General features: G+C 49.3%; 10 protein-coding genes, 2 pseudogenes and 1 other annotated feature (1 of these 13 only partly in view). Of the genes and pseudogenes, 9 read left to right on the top strand and 3 right to left on the bottom strand.

Translation table 11 applies throughout. From position 1 onward, the window contains the following. Positions 1 to 295, top strand: a binding site (T-box leader); it begins 8 nt to the left of the window's first position. Positions 296 to 475: 180 nt separating this feature from the next. Together DWZ60_RS03470 and DWZ60_RS03465 are read left to right on the top strand one after the other, a co-directional pair. Further along, positions 476 to 2,179, top strand: coding sequence for a proline--tRNA ligase (locus DWZ60_RS03470; protein ID WP_022462387.1), 1,704 nt, complete (start codon positions 476 to 478; stop codon positions 2,177 to 2,179). Positions 2,180 to 2,253: 74 nt separating this feature from the next. Next, entirely contained in the window at positions 2,254 to 2,757 is a 504-nt protein-coding gene (locus DWZ60_RS03465; protein WP_118741998.1) for an NUDIX hydrolase, read from the top strand. Between the two features lie 150 nt (positions 2,758 to 2,907). Here the strand turns inward: DWZ60_RS03465 and DWZ60_RS03460 are convergent, their stop codons facing one another. Then, the gene (locus DWZ60_RS03460; protein ID WP_117802375.1) at positions 2,908 to 4,206 is read right to left on the bottom strand and encodes a dicarboxylate/amino acid:cation symporter; all 1,299 of its coding nucleotides are present in this window, start codon (positions 4,204 to 4,206) and stop codon (positions 2,908 to 2,910) included. Continuing rightward, positions 4,206 to 5,051, bottom strand: coding sequence for a dTDP-4-dehydrorhamnose reductase (rfbD, locus tag DWZ60_RS03455; RefSeq protein WP_117802376.1), 846 nt, complete (start codon positions 5,049 to 5,051; stop codon positions 4,206 to 4,208). The genes DWZ60_RS03460 and rfbD overlap by 1 nt, the downstream gene beginning before the upstream one ends. Positions 5,052 to 5,263: 212 nt before the next feature. On the opposite strand from rfbD, the pseudogene DWZ60_RS20610 reads away from it, so the two are divergent. Continuing rightward, positions 5,264 to 6,594, top strand: a pseudogene (locus DWZ60_RS20610) (MATE family efflux transporter). 162 nt (positions 6,595 to 6,756) lie between these two features. Beyond that, positions 6,757 to 7,983 carry a dicarboxylate/amino acid:cation symporter gene (locus DWZ60_RS03445; protein ID WP_117802377.1) on the top strand — a complete coding sequence of 409 codons (1,227 nt, stop codon included), beginning with the start codon at positions 6,757 to 6,759 and terminating at the stop codon, positions 7,981 to 7,983. 67 nt (positions 7,984 to 8,050) lie between these two features. On the opposite strand, the gene DWZ60_RS03440 is transcribed toward DWZ60_RS03445, so the two are convergent. After that, positions 8,051 to 9,265, bottom strand: coding sequence for a GNAT family N-acetyltransferase (locus DWZ60_RS03440; RefSeq protein WP_022462381.1), 1,215 nt, complete (start codon positions 9,263 to 9,265; stop codon positions 8,051 to 8,053). Positions 9,266 to 9,505: 240 nt separating this feature from the next. Between DWZ60_RS03440 and DWZ60_RS03435 the strand changes: the two are divergent. The 5 genes and pseudogenes from DWZ60_RS03435 to DWZ60_RS03415 all read left to right on the top strand — a co-directional run. After that, positions 9,506 to 9,757, top strand: a pseudogene (locus tag DWZ60_RS03435) (TIM-barrel domain-containing protein); the annotation flags it as partial. A gap of 191 nt (positions 9,758 to 9,948) precedes the next feature. Further along, the gene (locus tag DWZ60_RS03430) at positions 9,949 to 12,096 is read left to right on the top strand and encodes a diguanylate cyclase (RefSeq protein ID WP_330422079.1); all 2,148 of its coding nucleotides are present in this window, start codon (positions 9,949 to 9,951) and stop codon (positions 12,094 to 12,096) included. 183 nt (positions 12,097 to 12,279) lie between these two features. Next, positions 12,280 to 13,071 (top strand): shikimate kinase, encoded by a 792-nt coding sequence (locus DWZ60_RS03425; RefSeq protein ID WP_117761637.1) that lies wholly within the window; start codon positions 12,280 to 12,282, stop codon positions 13,069 to 13,071. A 358-nt stretch (positions 13,072 to 13,429) separates the two neighbouring features. Then, on the top strand, positions 13,430 to 15,181 hold the full coding sequence (locus DWZ60_RS03420; RefSeq protein WP_119221242.1) for a peptide ABC transporter substrate-binding protein: 1,752 nt from the start codon (positions 13,430 to 13,432) through the stop codon (positions 15,179 to 15,181). A 114-nt stretch (positions 15,182 to 15,295) separates the two neighbouring features. Further along, a complete protein-coding gene (locus DWZ60_RS03415; RefSeq protein ID WP_022462669.1) occupies positions 15,296 to 16,252 on the top strand; it encodes an ABC transporter permease in 957 nt (318 codons plus the stop codon). The last annotated feature ends 5 nt before the right edge of the window (positions 16,253 to 16,257 follow it).

The raw sequence follows: 16,257 nt of genomic DNA, 5'->3' as shown, positions 1-16,257 counted from the left end.
GACGAAAAGAAACAGTAGCGACAGAGCGCATTCAGAGAGAAAGCGGCAGGTGAAAGCTTTTTGCAGAATCTATCGTGAACCGGTCTTGGAGCTGTGCACCGAAGAGAAGAAAATCCATCAGGAAAAATTTATTTCGTAGGCTGCACCGGGATCTCCCGTTACAGAGAAGGTACAGAGAGCAGAGATCACGCGTATTACAAAATACAAAAATCGTGGGGTACAAATGCTTTGTGTCAGAGTGCAGGAGTTTTCCTGAATTTAGGTGGTACCGCGGATAAAAAAATTCGCCCTAAACTGCAGCTTGCGGTTTAGGGCTTTTTTCTGTTTGAAAACGAAGCATCTAACTCGTTACTTCAGTGATGAGTTAGATGCGTAAAATGTTGTATAAAAGCTTAAAATCGGACAGGCTGGAATGTTCTCGCGTCTGGAAGATTTCAGATGTTGAAAACCCAAAGAATAAGGAGGAAATCAGAAAATGAAACTTGAAAAATTAGTAGGAGAGCGCTTCAAAGAAAGACCTGCTGACTGTGTCATCGACAGCCATGCTATTATGGTAAAAGGCGGATACATCAAATATATGGCAAACGGAATCTATTCTTCCTATCTGCCGCTGCGCCGCATTGTGCGCAAAATCGAGCAGATCCTGCGCGAGGAGATGGACAAAATCGACGGCCAGGAGGTGCAGTTTCCGGTTGTCATGCCTGCTTCTCTGTGGGATGAGTCCGGCCGTTACGATAGCATCGGCGATGAGCTGCTGCGCTTCACCGACCGCAACAATGCCAAAATGGTACTCGGCATGACCCACGAGGAGGCAGCCGTACACCTTGTACGCGAGTATGCACAGAGCTACACCAAATATCCGTTTATGATCTATCAGATCCAGACAAAATTCCGTGATGAGGCCCGTCCGAGAGCCGGACTGATCCGTGTGCGTGAGTTTACGATGAAGGATGCTTACTCCTTCCATACCAGCCAGGAAGATCTGGAGCAGTATTACGAGAAATGCCACGCAGCATACGAGCGCATCTTCGAGCGTGTCGGCGTGCCGGAGGTGGTATCTGTCAAATCCGATTCCGGTATGATGGGCGGAAATATCTCCCACGAGTTCATGCTTCTGACTCCGGTCGGAGAGGATTCCATCGTTCTGTGTGATTCCTGCGATTACAGAGCCAACATGGAGGCAGCTGAGAACATTTCCGACATCGCAAGAGATGCAGAATCCGCTGCACTCGAAAAGGTTTATACACCGAACGTCCACACCATTGAAGACGTCTGCAATTTCTTCGGAGACGAGACAAAGAACTCCTGCAAAGCCGTTGTTTATCAGCAGAATGTTGATGATAAATACGTTGTCCTTTTCATCCGCGGCGATCTCGAAGTCAACGAGACGAAGCTGGTCAACTTCCTCGGCGAGCAGGTTCACGCAGCCGTGATCACCGAAGAATGCGGACTGAACGCAGGCTATATCGGACCTGTGAACCTGAAGGTGAACGGAGATGCCGTTGTTCTCTACGATAAATCCCTCGAGGGAAGAAATAACCTTTCCTGCGGAGCCAACGAGGCAGAGCATCATTACAAAGGACTCGACATGGAGCGCGACGTTCCGAATGCCGAGTATCACGATTTTGCAAAAATCCAGGAGGGCGGCATCTGCCCGAAATGCGGCAAAAAGACCGTGAAGATCTCCAGAGGTATCGAGGTCGGAAATATCTTCCAGCTTGGAACCAAATATACAAAATCCATGAATATGACCTATGTCGATGCAAACGGCGAGAGCAAGACCCCGATCATGGGATGCTACGGTATCGGTGTCGGCCGTCTGGCAGCATCGGTCTGCGAGGCACATCACGATGAGTACGGCCCGATCTGGCCGAAAGCTATCGCTCCGTGGCAGGTACACCTCTGTGCAGTCCGCGTCGATGACGAGGAAGTCAGAGCATATGCGGACAAGCTGTACGAGGATCTGCAGAATGCAGGCATCGAAGTGATCTACGACGACAGAAGCGTCAGAGCCGGCGTAATGTTTGCCGATGCCGATCTGCTCGGCATTCCGCTGCGCATCATCGTAAGCCCGAAAAACATGAAACAGGGCGTTGTCGAGGTTGCATCCCGCGATAAGACTCTGAAAACACAGATTCCGCTGGAAAATGTGATGGAAGAGATTAAACAGTATCTGTAATGATTCAGAACCATGCGAAAGGGAAGAAAAATCGAGATGGGGCTCGGAAGAAGTTCGACAGGAGAAAACACGATATGGAACTCTGGGATATCTATGATGAAAACAAACAGCCGACCGGCCGCACGATGAAACGGAATGACTGGCATATGAAGCCGGGCGAGTTTCACCTGACCGTACTCGGCGTAATCGCAAGACCGGATGGGACCTTTCTTATCACAAAACGTGTCATGACGAAAGCCTGGGCACCGGGCTGGTGGGAGGTTTCCGGCGGCGCGGCACAGGCAGGAGAGAGCTCCTGGGAGGCCGTGCGCCGTGAGGTCAGAGAGGAAACCGGACTCGATGTGAGCAAGGCAGACGGCGGCTACCTCTTCACTTACCGGCGTATCAACCCGGATGAGGGAGACAACTACTTTGTCGATGTCTATCGCTTCGTGATGGATGTCAAAGACGAGGATCTTCACCTTCAGGAGGAAGAAACGGACGGCTACCGTTTTGCTACGCTGGACGAAATCAAAGGATACGCCGCAGAAGGAAAATTCCTGCATTACGACAGCATCCGCCAGGCATTTGAACTGTAACAGAGAAATGAGATAAGAAAAACGCGTTCCCGCCGGAAACCACAGGAGTTTCCGAAAACGGGAACGCGTTTTTGTAATTTACAGGATTCTTTCTTGCCGTAGGCATGCCTGAAAAGGGCTTTTCGTAAGCGCGTAAGCGGTTCATTGCGGTTAATCGCGATTGAACACTTCGCGGTTGAGCGCCTTTTCCTGATGGCTGACAATCGTTGTGCAGACAGCATCGCCTGTGATGTTGACGGCGGTACGCAGCATATCGAGAATACGGTCGATACCCATGATAAGAGCGATACCCTCCGTTGGCAGTCCGACGGAATTCAGTACCATAGCCAGGGTAACAAGTCCGACGCTTGGGATACCGGCGGTACCGATGGAAGCCAGTGTTGCGGTAACAACAACCGTTGCGAGGTTTGCCGGAGTCAGATGAATACCGTATGCCTCTGCGATGAAGATGACAGCGACACCCTGCATAATGGAGGTACCATCCATGTTGATGGTTGCGCCGAGCGGAATGGTGAACGAAGAAATCTGCTTCGAGACACCCATCTTTTTGTTCAGGGTATCAATCGACATCGGGATTGTCGCGTTGGAGGTTGCGGTGGAAAATGCAAATCCCATAACCGGAAGGAATTTCTTCACGAATTTAATCGGATTCAGCCGTGTGAATACGAACAGAAGAACCTGATAAATGATGAAGCACTGCAGTGCCAGCGCCAGTGTTACATTTCCCATGTATTTCAGCATCGGTGCGAACGCAGAAAAGCCGACCGTTGCAAAGGTACGTGCAATCAGACAGAAAACGCCGACCGGGGCCACCTTCATGACCGTCATGGTCATTTCCATCATGACATCGTTAAACTGGCTGATAAAGTTGGAAACGACCGAAGCACGGTTTCCGAGCTTTGCCAGCATTACACCGACAAACAGGGCGAATACGATGATGGGAAGCATATCGCCGTTTGCCATGGAACCAATCGGGTTCTTCGGGATGATGTTGAGCAGTGTATCCACCAGGCTGACGCTGGAATCTGCTGCTGTCGAGGACAGGTCGGCTTTCTGAACCGCACTCATGTTAAGTCCGAGACCCGGGTGAATGAGCAGGGCGGTTCCAAGTGCGATGCAGACGGCAAGTGCTGTGGTAACAAGGTAAAAGCCGATCGTTTTTACGCCGACCTTTCCGAGGGTTTTGCTGTCTCCGATGGACATACTTCCGCAGACGAGGGAGCAGAAGACAAGCGGTACGACAAGCATCTGCATCAGGCGGATAAAGCCCTGTCCGATGACATACAGCACACCTTCTACGATGACGGTGTCCTTGATATAGCTGGACGGGATCCAATAGTGAATCACCACGCCGAGCAGCGCACCGGCCAGCAGGGCAATAAAAATCTGGGTGGAAAGCCCGGGCTTCTTTTTTGACTTTTCCGTTGTTTCTTTTCTGTTTCGGACCATTATTCGATTCCTCCGGTTTCTTCGAGATATTCTTTCAGTGCCGTTTTCCAGTCGAGCGGCTCAGGAATACCGGTCAGGCGGAGCATCATGTTGTCCAGAACAGAATAGGTCGGGCGGACATCATCGCGTGCGACAACCGGGTAGAGATCAAGGTCACCGGTTTTTCCGGTATACTCGAGGATGGTTCTTGCAAACTCATAGCGGCTGCAGCTTCCGGGGCAGACAACGTGGTACAGACCATACTCCTCGCTGTCGATAAAGTGGCAGATCACGCGCGCAAGCTCAAAAGCACTGGTTGGAGCCGCATACTGGTTGTTTGGAACCTCCATCGTGCCGCCTTTTGCCGCATTGCGGAGTACTTCATCCACAAAATCGCGGCCGATCCCGTAAATCCAGGAGCTTCGGATGATGACAAAGCGGTTCAAAAGCTGTGTCAGGATTTTCTCTCCGGCCTCTTTTGATTTTCCGTAGATCGTACGCGGATGCACGGTATCAAACTCGTTGTACGGGATGCGGGATTCCTTGTCGAAAACATCATCCGTTGAGATCTGAATAACCTTTGCGTCGATATCATTGGCGGCAAGCGCTACGTTGCGCACACCGATGGCATTGACACGATAGGCTTCGTCGAGGTTTTTTTCACACTCGGCAACGTCGGTCATACCGGCGCAGTTGATGATAACGTCGGGACGGTTGACATAAACAAACTGTGTGACTTCATCGATTTTGGTAATATCAACCTCGTGAATATCCGTCGGAAGAAGCTGATATTCCACACCCTCCAGCAGTTCCAGAAGGGCAGTACCGATGTGGCCTTCGGCACCTGTAATCCATATTTTTTTCATAGGTTTTCTCCTGTCCTTGATTTATATACAGAAAAACTGTAATTGTATTTATTTTACCTGTGGACTTTACAGAAGTCAATAAATTATGGAAAGTCTCTGTGCAGAACCGGAAAAAAGTGGTATCATTTCTGTATATGTCTGCGGTGTAAGACTGCATATCTGCTACAAAAGAAGGAGGAGTATTTTTGAAAAAGAACAAATATGAAATCGACATGTGCAACGGCACGATTATGGACAAGCTGATTTCCTTTTCGCTGCCGCTGATGGTGTCCGGCATTCTGCAGCTGATGTTCAACGCGGTGGATATCATCGTCGTCGGACGGTTCAGCGGAAGCCAGGCGCTTGCGGCTGTCGGATCGACAACGGCACTCATCAACGTGTTCATCAACCTGTTTATGGGAATTTCACTCGGTGCGAATGTACTGGCGGCGCGGTATTATGCGGCGGGGCGCGACCGGGAGATGTCGGAAACGGTACATACATCGATCATGCTGGCGCTGATCAGCGGCGTTGTGATGGCGTTTGTGGGCGTATTTTTTGCAAAAGGCGCGCTGGAGCTGATGGATACACCGGCGGATGTCATTGATCAGTCGGCATTGTATATGAGAATTTACTTTATGGGAATGCCGTTTTTCATGCTGTACAACTACGGTGCGGCGATTCTGCGTGCCGTCGGCGACACGAAGCGGCCGCTGTATTTCCTGATTGTATCGGGTGTGATCAACGCTGGTCTGAATATGTTCCTCGTGATTGTGTTCAGTCTCGGCGTGGCAGGTGTGGCGATTGCAACGGTGGTTTCGCAGGCGATCTCCTGCTTGCTGGTTCTGCGGTGCCTCTATAAGAGCGAGGGAAGTTATCAGCTCCGGTTCTCGAAGCTGTGCCTGAAAAAGGATTACATCATCCCGATTTTCCAGGTCGGCATCCCGGCGGGTATTCAGAGTACCGTTATCAACTTCTCGAACGTGCTGCTGCAGTCATCCGTCAATTCCTCGGTTCGATTGCAATGGCAGGCTACACGGCGGCCAACAATGTGCTGGGATTTTTATACACCTCAGTCAACTCCGTCACCCAGGCGTGCATGAGCTTCACAAGCCAGAACTACGGTGTCGGAAAATACAAACGAATGGATAAGGTGCTGATCGACTGCCTGATTCTCTCCAGCGGCATCGCACTGGTGATGGGTGGCGGCGCGTATCTGTTCGGTACGGAAATCCTGCAGATTTACACCGGGGACCCGGAGGTTATCCGCTGCGGTATGGAAATTCTGTCGATCACGACGGTTCCGTATTTCCTCTGCGGCATCATGGACCTCTTCCCGGGAGCCCTGCGCGGTATGGGATGCTCGGCGGTGCCGATGATTCTGTCCGTCATCGGAACGGTCGGAACGCGAATCGTGTGGATCTTCGGCATTTTCCCGCAGCACCGCTCGCTGTATGTGCTGTTCATTTCGTATCCGGGATCGTGGATCATCACGATTATCCTGCAGGTGATCTGCTATCTGATTGTGCGGAAGAAAGTCCACAGCCGGGCAGCAGCCGTATAAAAAAGAGAAAAAAGACAAAAAGCCAGAAAAACCGCGGATAAATCCATTTTTAGGTGGAATTATCCGCGGTTGTGTGATAAGATGGCTGTATGCGAAGAGGCAGGTAGAAGATACAGGGACACCTGCCTCTTACTCTGTGAAAAAGGAGAGAAGAGAGAACATATGAAAAAGTTTTATGCATGGTATCAGAAGCATATTACAGGTGCGATCTTTACCGGACTGCTTCTCGGTATTTTAACCGGACTTCTTCTGGCGGACCGCTTTACGCCGATTCTGACCGTAACCGGCGTCATCGGCGGCATCTACATGAACGCCTTGAATATGATGATTTTCCCGATGGTATTCTGCTCAATTGTCATGGGCATCTGCAGCATCGGAAATGCAAAAACGACAGGTAAGATCACCGGCTACTCGATGATTTTCTTCCTGTGCACCACCGCGATTGCAAGTGCAGTCGGCATTATCATTCCAAGACTGATCCGCCTCGGAAAGGGAGTCCATTTTGAGATGGCAACTTCCGATATCCAGGCGACCGAGATGACCAGCATCCTCGACACGATCAAAAACCTGATCCCGTCCAACCCGGTGAAAGCATTTGCGGAGGGCAACATGCTCCAGGTACTCGTGTTCGCTGTCGTTGTCGGCTTTACGCTGATTGCGGTCGGAGAGAAGGGACAGCCGCTCTTAAACGTGATCGACTCCCTGAATGAGGTCTGCTTAAAAGTCATCAGCACCGTTATGTACTTCACCCCGATCGGTGTCTTCTGTACGATCGTGCCGGTTGTCGAGGCAAACGGAACCAAAACCATCGTTTCCCTGGCAACCCAGCTCATCATTCTGTATGTGGCATTCTATGGATTTGCGATCGTCGTCTACGGCGGCGCTGTAAAACTCATCGGAAAGACGAGTCCGGTCAAGTTCTTTAAGGCGATCATGCCGGCAGCCCTGAATGCATTCGGAACATGTTCCAGTTCCGCGACGATCCCAATCAGCAAGCGCTGTGTCGAGAAAGAACTCGGCGTTTCGAACCAGATCAGCAGTATTGCAATCCCGCTCGGTGCCACCGTCAACATGGATGCGGTATCGATCCTGATGTCGTTTATGATCATGTTCTTCGCAAATGCCTGCGGCATCAGCGTCAGCATTTCGATGATGGTGATCATTCTGCTTGCCAACGTCCTGCTTTCTGTCGGAACACCGGGTATCCCGGGCGGTGCGATCGCATCGTTCGCAGCACTCGCCACGATGGCAGGTCTTCCGGCCGGCGTCATGGGCGTTTACATCAGTATCAATACACTGTGTGACATGGGTGCCACATGCGTCAACGTCATCGGCGATATGGCAGGCTGCGTTGTGCTGCAGGAGAAAATCAAACTGGAAGAAAACTAAAAAATGTTACATAGAAAAAGAGGGATTCCTTTCACGGGAGTCCCTCTTTTGCAATGCGTAAAATAAATTAAATATAGTCCGAAACATATGGAATATGGTGGAAGAGCAGGTCATCCAGGCATTCCACAGTCTGTGGCGTCGTTTCGATGCGCGCCATCTCATACAGCTTGGAAGCCGTCTTGTAGCCGAGCAGCAGTGTCGTGAGCGATGCGATCGTCATTTTCATCACATGGTCCGGCTCGCGGTCGGTCGGCACACAGTGTCCTTTTTCAAAGAAGAATGTGAAGCTGTCATTGTTCCACGGAAGCAGCTCATCCTCGATCTCAAAACGGATACACACATCCGGCTCGTCCGGGTCGCAGGCGTAATGTTCCATAAACTGCACGACATCGATGATACGCCCCATCGAGTATGGGCGAATCGTTTCTTTGATATCGCTGTCCTCAAGCTCGAACGCGATGGGTTCACTGTAGTAGTTATTTCCTTTGACCTCATCGATCATGGAATCGTGCGCATGAATATACTCCCAGAGTCCCAGCTGCGCTTCGCGGTTCAGATAGATCATCTCTTTGATATGCATGATATCGGAGCTGATCAGATAGACCATGTAGCCGTACGGCACATCATCAGCGGAATAGTAGATCGCAACGACGGTATCATCCTCATCCCAGCGGAAATATTCTTCCCACGCCAGATTGTTGCGGTAGAGGCAGCCGTGCGTCTTCGAAGCAAATTTGGTATGTAGTTCCTTGAAATCCTTGTCATCCCATGCCACGCGGCGCACATAGCCAGGGGCTTTGAGTTTCCGCGGCACCTGCGTGTCCTTGATGGTGTACGTCATCTTATTGGAAATGATTTCCCATCCGAGATTCCGGTAGAGCGGAATGGAGTAGGGATAGAGAAGCGCAAAGGAACGGTGGTTTTCCCGCATGCGCGTGAGACTCCGGATCATCAGCTTTTTCATGATGCCCTGGCCGGTGTATTCCGGGTAGGTGCAGACGCTGGTGACAAAACCAACGGGATAGCGGACACCGTAGATATTCATGTCCAGCGGATAAACCGCGAACTGTGATACCAGATCCTCCTCGCAGAAACAGCCGAGCACATCGGCACGGACGAGAACCGGGAATTTGGACTGCTTGATTTCATCGTCTTTCCATCCGCTTTCGGAAAGCTCCTGCTCTGTAACCTGAAAGGCGTAGCGCAGAAGTGCATTGTACTGCTCTGCGTCGTCGATGGTCAGCGGGCGGAAGGTTAAGTTCGAATCTTTCGTTTGAATCATGGATTACTCCCTCATTTTATTGTGAATCAAAGTATAGTGAATCAGATACTTTATTTTTTCGTAAATATTCTATCATAAGAAATGGAATTTGTGCAGTTAAAAATAAAGCCCATTCCGCAAATTTGGTAAAAAGATCAAAATAGTGTTAGAAATCGGATAAAAACTTCAAGAAACAGACAAAAAATCTAATAAAATGAAAAACATACAGGGACAGTCTGCGCGAAAAAGCAGACATACGATTTCCAGGGTGACTGCGTTGAGATCGACGTGTTCAATCCGGAGACAAGAAAATATGTCTGGAACGTATGCAAGAAGAACTACTACGATTACGGCATCAATGCTTTCTGGCTGGATAACTCCGAGCCGGATTACGGTGTTTACGATTTCGATCATTACCGCTATATTGAAGGACCGGCGCTCTCCTGCAGCAACATCTATCCGCAGTTATACAGCCGTGTCTTCTATGATAAGAAGAAAAAACCGACCGCGTAAAACCGGTCGGTTTTTTTGAATAAATTTCCATTACAGGACGGTTTTTGTACACTTTTTTCTTGACGAAACGGGAAACAATCGTTACACTATTATGTATAACTGTAATTAAAATGGGAAAATGTAGCAAAACGCGGAAGCACACAAAGGGGTAATGAAGTTTTGTGTGTACCGGGGAGAAGAGAGGGAAACAGATGAATCAGACCGAATTGCCGGAATGTGAAAAAATAAGTAAGAAAGAGCCTTCTAAGGATGTTCAGATGACACAGGAACAGGCAGACAGTCTGGTGGAACATCTGAAGAATATTTTCATGTATGTGCGGGTTCTCCGTCCGGATGAGATCGGAGATTTTATTATCGATGAAGAGAATGGCAAGCTGTGTGAATGCTATACAGTATGGAACAAAGCGATGCCGTGTCTTAACTGTATTTCCGAAAAAGCCCTGCGGGAGAAATCGCAGAAATCAAAACTGGAATGCATTGCGTCGAATGTGTATCAGGTCATTGCAAGATACGTGGAGATCGAAGGAGAACCATGCGTGATCGAGATGATCAACCGTCTCGACGATGAAACACTGATGGACTCCGAAGGACGCCAGAATCTGGTAAGCAAGCTGAACAGCTACAGCGAAGAGCTGTATCGTGACGCGCTGACCGGAGTATTCAACCGCCGCTACTTCGAAGACCAGATCCGGGACGCCAGCTTTTGCTGCGGCGTAGCCATGATCGATCTCGATGATTTCAAATTATACAACGATACATACGGCCACAATGCCGGAGATATGGCGCTTGACACCATTGTAAAGACCGTCAACCGCTGCACCCGACGTACCGACCGTCTGATCCGCTTAGGAGGAGACGAATTTCTGCTGGTTCTGCCGGAGATGGATGAGGAAAACTTTGTACAGAAATTAAAACAGATTCAGTCACAGATCCATGAGGCACAGGTGCCAGGCTACTCGAAGATGCGTCTTTCCGTCAGCGTAGGAGGTGTTCTGACAAGAGATGAGACGATCGGCGAAGCTGCGATGCGTGCCGACCAGCTGATGTATCTTGCGAAACAACGGAAAAACATGGTTGTCACCGAGAAAGACCAGATCCTGGGTTGTCAGGACGATGTTGTCCGTCAGGAAAACCGCAGAGAAAAACAGCGCATCCTGATCGTGGATGATTCCGAGATGAACCGTATCATCCTCTCGGAGATTCTGCAGGATGAATACGATATCATCGAGGCTTCCACCGGCGAAGAGTGCCTGCGTCTGCTGGAAGAATACGGAACAGGCCTTGCGCTGATCCTTCTGGATATCGTCATGCCGGGCATGGACGGTTTCGGAGTGCTTGACTACATGAACCGCAACCACTGGATCGAAGAGGTTCCGGTCATCATGATATCGAGCGAGGATTCCACCACATTTGTGCGCCGTGCGTATGAGCAGGGCGTATCCGATTATATCAGTCGTCCGTTTGATGCAAAAGTTGTTTACCAGCGTGTCTTCAACACGATCAAATTATATGCAAAACAGCGCCGTCTCGTGACGCTCGTCACCGAGCAGATTTACGAAAAAGAGAAAAACAATCAGATGATGATCAGTATCCTGAGCCATATCATGGAATTCCGGAATGGCGAGAGCGGACTTCATGTCCACCACATCAACGTTCTGACCAGTATGCTCCTCGAGCGTCTGGTACAGAAGACAGACCGCTACCACTTAAGCTGGTCCGATCAGCTGATGATCACAACGGCATCCGCGCTGCACGATATCGGAAAGATGGGCATTGACGAGAACATTTTAAATAAGCCGGGAAGGCTGACGAAAGAAGAGTTCGAGGAGATGAAGAAACATACCCTGATCGGAGCGTCCATGCTGAAGAGCCTGGAACTGTATCAGGACGAGAAGCTGGTACAGATTGCGTACCAGATCTGTCGCTGGCATCATGAGCGGTACGACGGAAAGGGTTACCCGGACGGCTTAAAAGGTGAGGAGATCCCGATTGCAGCCCAGGTTGTATCGATTGCCGATGTTTACGATGCGCTGACAAGCGAGCGTGTCTACAAATCGGCATACACGCACGAGAAAGCCATCGAGATGATCCTGAACGGCGAGTGCGGTGCCTTCAGCCCGCTGATGCTCGAGTGTCTGCTCGATATCAAAGATGCCATCTGCGAGGAGCTGAACACCATATCCGAAGAAAAACAGACTTCGATTCAGATTGAAAAGCTGAAAAAGAATCTGAAATCGGGGGGGGCAGAGCTGAGTTTTCTGAACTCTGATGAGAAGTTATCCACAGAAGATGCCTGGGAGAACAGGTATCATGCGGATTCGAAAGACGATTTTAAATAAAAATATACCAAAACCCATGGATTCCTGAAAAGATTCCATGGGCTTTTCGCACTTTTGTGCAAATTTTTGTTGTGATTCCGGAGGACAACTGCTATAATAACAGAAAATGTCAAAAAATACGACAAAAATACCGGAAGAGGGCTGTGCGAACAAGTACACACAAGTCTGGAAAGGATAAATATCATGAATCAGTTGGAAGTATTACGAGAGAGTCTTGGACAGTGCGATGAGATTATTCTGGATGCACTGCTTATGAGAAACCGTATTGTCGAGGACATTATGGTATATAAAGAAGCAAATAACGTGCCGATTCTCCAGCCGGAGCAGGAAGCAAAACAGAAGGAATGGCTGGAACGCCGGATGCAGGAAAAACGCCATAAAAACGAAGTGGCGGATGTTTTCGAGAGCATCACAAGAAACAGTAAAAAGATTCAGGCAAGAAAGCTGTTCAATTATAATATTGTACTGATTGGCTTCATGGGAGCCGGAAAGAGCACCATTTCCGATTATCTCAAAACCGTGTTTGCCATGGATATCATCGAGATGGATCAGATCATCGCAGAGCGTGCCGGTATGAGCATCTCCGATATTTTTGAGACTTACGGCGAACAGTATTTCCGTGACTGCGAGACGAATCTTCTGATTGAAATGCAGTCGAGAACAAACGTTGTCATTTCGTGCGGCGGCGGAACTCCGATGCGTGAGTGTAACGTTGCGGAGATGAAAAAGAACGGCCGCGTTGTTCTTCTGACTGCAAAGCCGGAGACGATTTTAGACCGTGTCAAAGACAGCCACGACAGACCGCTGATCGAGAACAACAAAACCGTTCCGTTTATCGCAGATCTGATGAGCAAGCGCCGTGAGAAATATGAGGCCGCAGCCGACATTATCATCGAGACGGACGGAAAGAGCGAGCTGGAGATCTGTGAGGAGCTGATCCACAGCCTGCGGCAGATGGATGCAAAAGCGGAATAAAAGAGAAAAAGCAAAGAAAAAGAAGAAGCAAGAAAAAGCAAGAAAAAGAAAGAAAAAGAAGAAGGAGAATGCTGTGTGCGACGGCAGCCTCCTTCTTTTCCTTTTGATACCGAATTGTTGCGCACTTAAAAAATACAAAATGTGTAGGAAAAAAGATTGACAAAAAAGATATTTTTCGATATTCTGATAAAAGTTGGGCTAAAATCACGTGAAAAGATTGAAAAAACAAGGTATTATTTCGTGCTATTGTCCGAATAAGAGAAAAAATTCAGGATAATTATATGAAAAACAATGGCCCGTGTGCAGACATAGCCGGATCAGCCGGGGAGGGTCTGCGGAAAACAAAGGAGGAACACCAATGAGAAAAAGAAACAAAGTCGTTTCTCTGCTTTTGGCAGGATGCATGGCAGCCGGTCTTCTGGCCGGATGCGGAAGCAGCGGAGAGGCACAGGTAGCAACTGCTGACAATGCTACAGCGGCATCAACCAGTACTGGAGCAGCGGATTCAGCAGCACCGGAGACTGCAGGTGAAGTGGACGGACAGATCAATCTTCGCGCGGTATCCTTTGGAAACAACTTCGATGTACAGGATATGGGATGGCGCTGGATGATGGCAGAGTGCTACGAAGGACTGATGCGTGACGTAGCAGATGAGAACGGAGACCGTTTCGAGTACGCCGGTGCAGAATCCATGGACGTATCCGACGACGGACTGGTTTATACCTTCCATCTGAGAAAGGATGCAAAATGGTCCGACGGACAGCCGGTTACCGCAGCAGATTATGAGTACGGCTGGAAACGTCTGTTAAATCCGGAATACGGATATTCCTATTCTTTCTTCCTGTTTAACGTAGTAGGAGCAGAGGAGTATTATAACGGACAGGGTTCTGCCGATGAGATCGGAATCAAAGCAGTTGACGATTACACCTTCGAGGTTACCTTAAAGGTAGCGGATCCGACCTTCCAGTCCAAGCTGGTAGCAACTCCGCTTTACCCGACCCGTCAGGATGTCGCAGAGGCAGCCGGAGACCAGTGGGGAAAAGACTGGACAAAATGTGTCTACAACGGACCGTTTGCCATGACAAACCTGGTAGAAGATAACTCCATGACATGGGTGAAGAATGACCAGTACTGGGATAAGGACAACGTAAAACTGAATCAGGTAAACTGGTACTGTGTAGCAGAGAACGCAACAGCAGCAACCATGTTCGATAACGGACAGCTGGACGTTTTCGATGCAGCAGGCGATTACATTGCAAAATATGACAAAGAAGTAGAAGCAGGCAATATGCAGACCATGACCACCGAGTACCCGGGAACTATGGTTCTGTGCTACGAGCAGTCTGAGGGCGGAAAATCCGGTCTGATGAAAAACGTAAACATCCGCAAGGCAATTTCCTACTCCATCAACCGTGAGGAGATGGTATCAGCTGTTTACGGAAGATACACCGCAGCTTACGGCTTCGTTTCCCCGGCGATCACGCTCGACGGAACTTCCTACCGCAAGCAGGCGTCGGAGACGATGAAAAAGGAATATGAGCAGTATGCAGGAGATGCAGACAAGTTAAAAGCACTGTTCCAGAAAGGCCTTGATGAGCTTGGTATCACCGACAAACCGGAAGACATCACCATTACACTGCTGTCCCAGGGTTCTGCTACCGAGAATCAGCTCGAGAGAGAGTACCTGCAGCAGTCCATTTCCCAGAATCTGGGCGTAAAGGTAGAGCTGAACACCGTTGGCGATTACCAGATGTTTGCAAACGAGCGCGATAACAAGAACTACGATATCTTTGTAGGCGGATGGTTCAGCGATTACAACGATCCGCTGGATTTCCTGAACGTCATGAAGACAGGCGTTTATGATTCCTACGGCCTCTATAGCAACAGCGAGTACGACAGCCTGATCGATTCTCTGACCGGAGAGAACGACAACGCAAAACGCCTTGAGATTTACCAGAAGCTGGAAGATCTGCTGGTTGCACAGGATTGTGGTGTTGCACCGCTGTACTACTCTGATAAACATTACTATTATCAGAACTGGGTAAAAGATTTCTACACATCCTCCTTCGGCGCAAGCCAGGAGCTTTACAGAGCATCTGTACAGAAATAAAAAAGCAGCAAAACAGAAGAAATGAGGGAAGAAGGGCTTATGAAACAATAGGCTCTTCTTTCGCTATCATAATAAAATTCCGGTCGGAAAAGACCGGACAGGGAGAGGATTTTTATGCCAAAATATTTACTGCGCCGTTTTGCAGAAATGCTGATCACACTGTTTCTGATTGCAACGGCCACGTTTTTCCTTCTGGAAGCGGTTCCGGGAGATCCGCTGACGGAGCGTGCGAGCAAGCTCTCGCCGACCGTAAAGGAAAACCTCTATAAGCGCTACGGCCTCGACAAGCCGATGATGGAGCGCTATGTGATCACAATGAAGGGAATCTGCAAGGGAGAGTTCGGGGAATCTGTTGTCTATGCGGGACAGACGGTACAGAAGCTGATTCATGACCGTCTTCCGGTATCCGCCCGCCTTGGTATCCAGCAGGTGCTGGTCGGTATCACGATCGGTCTGCTGCTTGGAATTCTTGCGGCAATGAGGAGGGGAAGCTTCTGGGACTATATGGTGATCGCCCTGTCGGTCCTCTTGATTTCCATTCCGAACCTGATCTTTGGTCTGATGCTTCAGAAAATTTTCGCAGGTAACCTGAAGGTTCTGCCGACGATCGGCTGGCCTGCGGGAAAGGATCTGTGGTTCGGAGGATGGGAATACACGATTCTTCCGACCCTGACAGGATGCTTTTCTTATATTGCAACGTATGCGCGTCTGCTGAAAACCTCGATGCTCGATGTGATCAATCAGGATTACGTGCTGACTGCTGAATCGAAGGGCTTAAGCCGCGGACAGATTATCCGCCGCCATATCCTTCGGAACTCGTTTATCCCGGTTATCACACAGCTTCCGATGTCGGTTGCCATGTGTATCACAGGCTCCTTCTTCATCGAGAGCATCTTTTCCATCCCGGGAATCGGACAGTATTATGTGACGGCGGTCAATAACCAGGATCTTTCCATTATCATGGGAGAGACGGTTATTATCGCAGCACTTTACATCGGTGTTCTCTTTATCACGGACCTGCTGTACGTGGTCGTTGACCCGAGAATCAGTCTGACAGGAAAGAGCAGATAAGGAGG

The organism is Blautia sp. AF34-10, assembly GCF_003477865.1.
GTDB classification, from domain to species: Bacteria; Bacillota; Clostridia; order Lachnospirales; family Lachnospiraceae; genus Fusicatenibacter; species Fusicatenibacter saccharivorans.
The sequence above is the reverse complement of the archived record's forward strand: the minus strand, read 5'-3'. Positions and strand labels throughout refer to the sequence as shown.

Bases quoted from the DNA above. Each gene is read 5' to 3' on its own strand.
- DWZ60_RS03425 (WP_117761637.1), top strand. From the start codon at position 12,280: ATGAATCAGTTGGAAGTATTACGAGAGAGTCTTGGACAGTGCGATGAG.
- DWZ60_RS03460 (WP_117802375.1), bottom strand. From the start codon at position 4,206: ATGGTCCGAAACAGAAAAGAAACAACGGAAAAGTCAAAAAAGAAGCCC.
- DWZ60_RS03470 (WP_022462387.1), top strand. From the start codon at position 476: ATGAAACTTGAAAAATTAGTAGGAGAGCGCTTCAAAGAAAGACCTGCT.
- DWZ60_RS03445 (WP_117802377.1), top strand. From the start codon at position 6,757: ATGAAAAAGTTTTATGCATGGTATCAGAAGCATATTACAGGTGCGATC.
- DWZ60_RS03430 (WP_330422079.1), top strand. From the start codon at position 9,949: ATGAATCAGACCGAATTGCCGGAATGTGAAAAAATAAGTAAGAAAGAG.
- DWZ60_RS03415 (WP_022462669.1), top strand. From the start codon at position 15,296: ATGCCAAAATATTTACTGCGCCGTTTTGCAGAAATGCTGATCACACTG.
- rfbD (WP_117802376.1), bottom strand. From the start codon at position 5,051: ATGAAAAAAATATGGATTACAGGTGCCGAAGGCCACATCGGTACTGCC.
- DWZ60_RS03440 (WP_022462381.1), bottom strand. From the start codon at position 9,265: ATGATTCAAACGAAAGATTCGAACTTAACCTTCCGCCCGCTGACCATC.
- DWZ60_RS03465 (WP_118741998.1), top strand. From the start codon at position 2,254: ATGGAACTCTGGGATATCTATGATGAAAACAAACAGCCGACCGGCCGC.
- DWZ60_RS03420 (WP_119221242.1), top strand. From the start codon at position 13,430: ATGAGAAAAAGAAACAAAGTCGTTTCTCTGCTTTTGGCAGGATGCATG.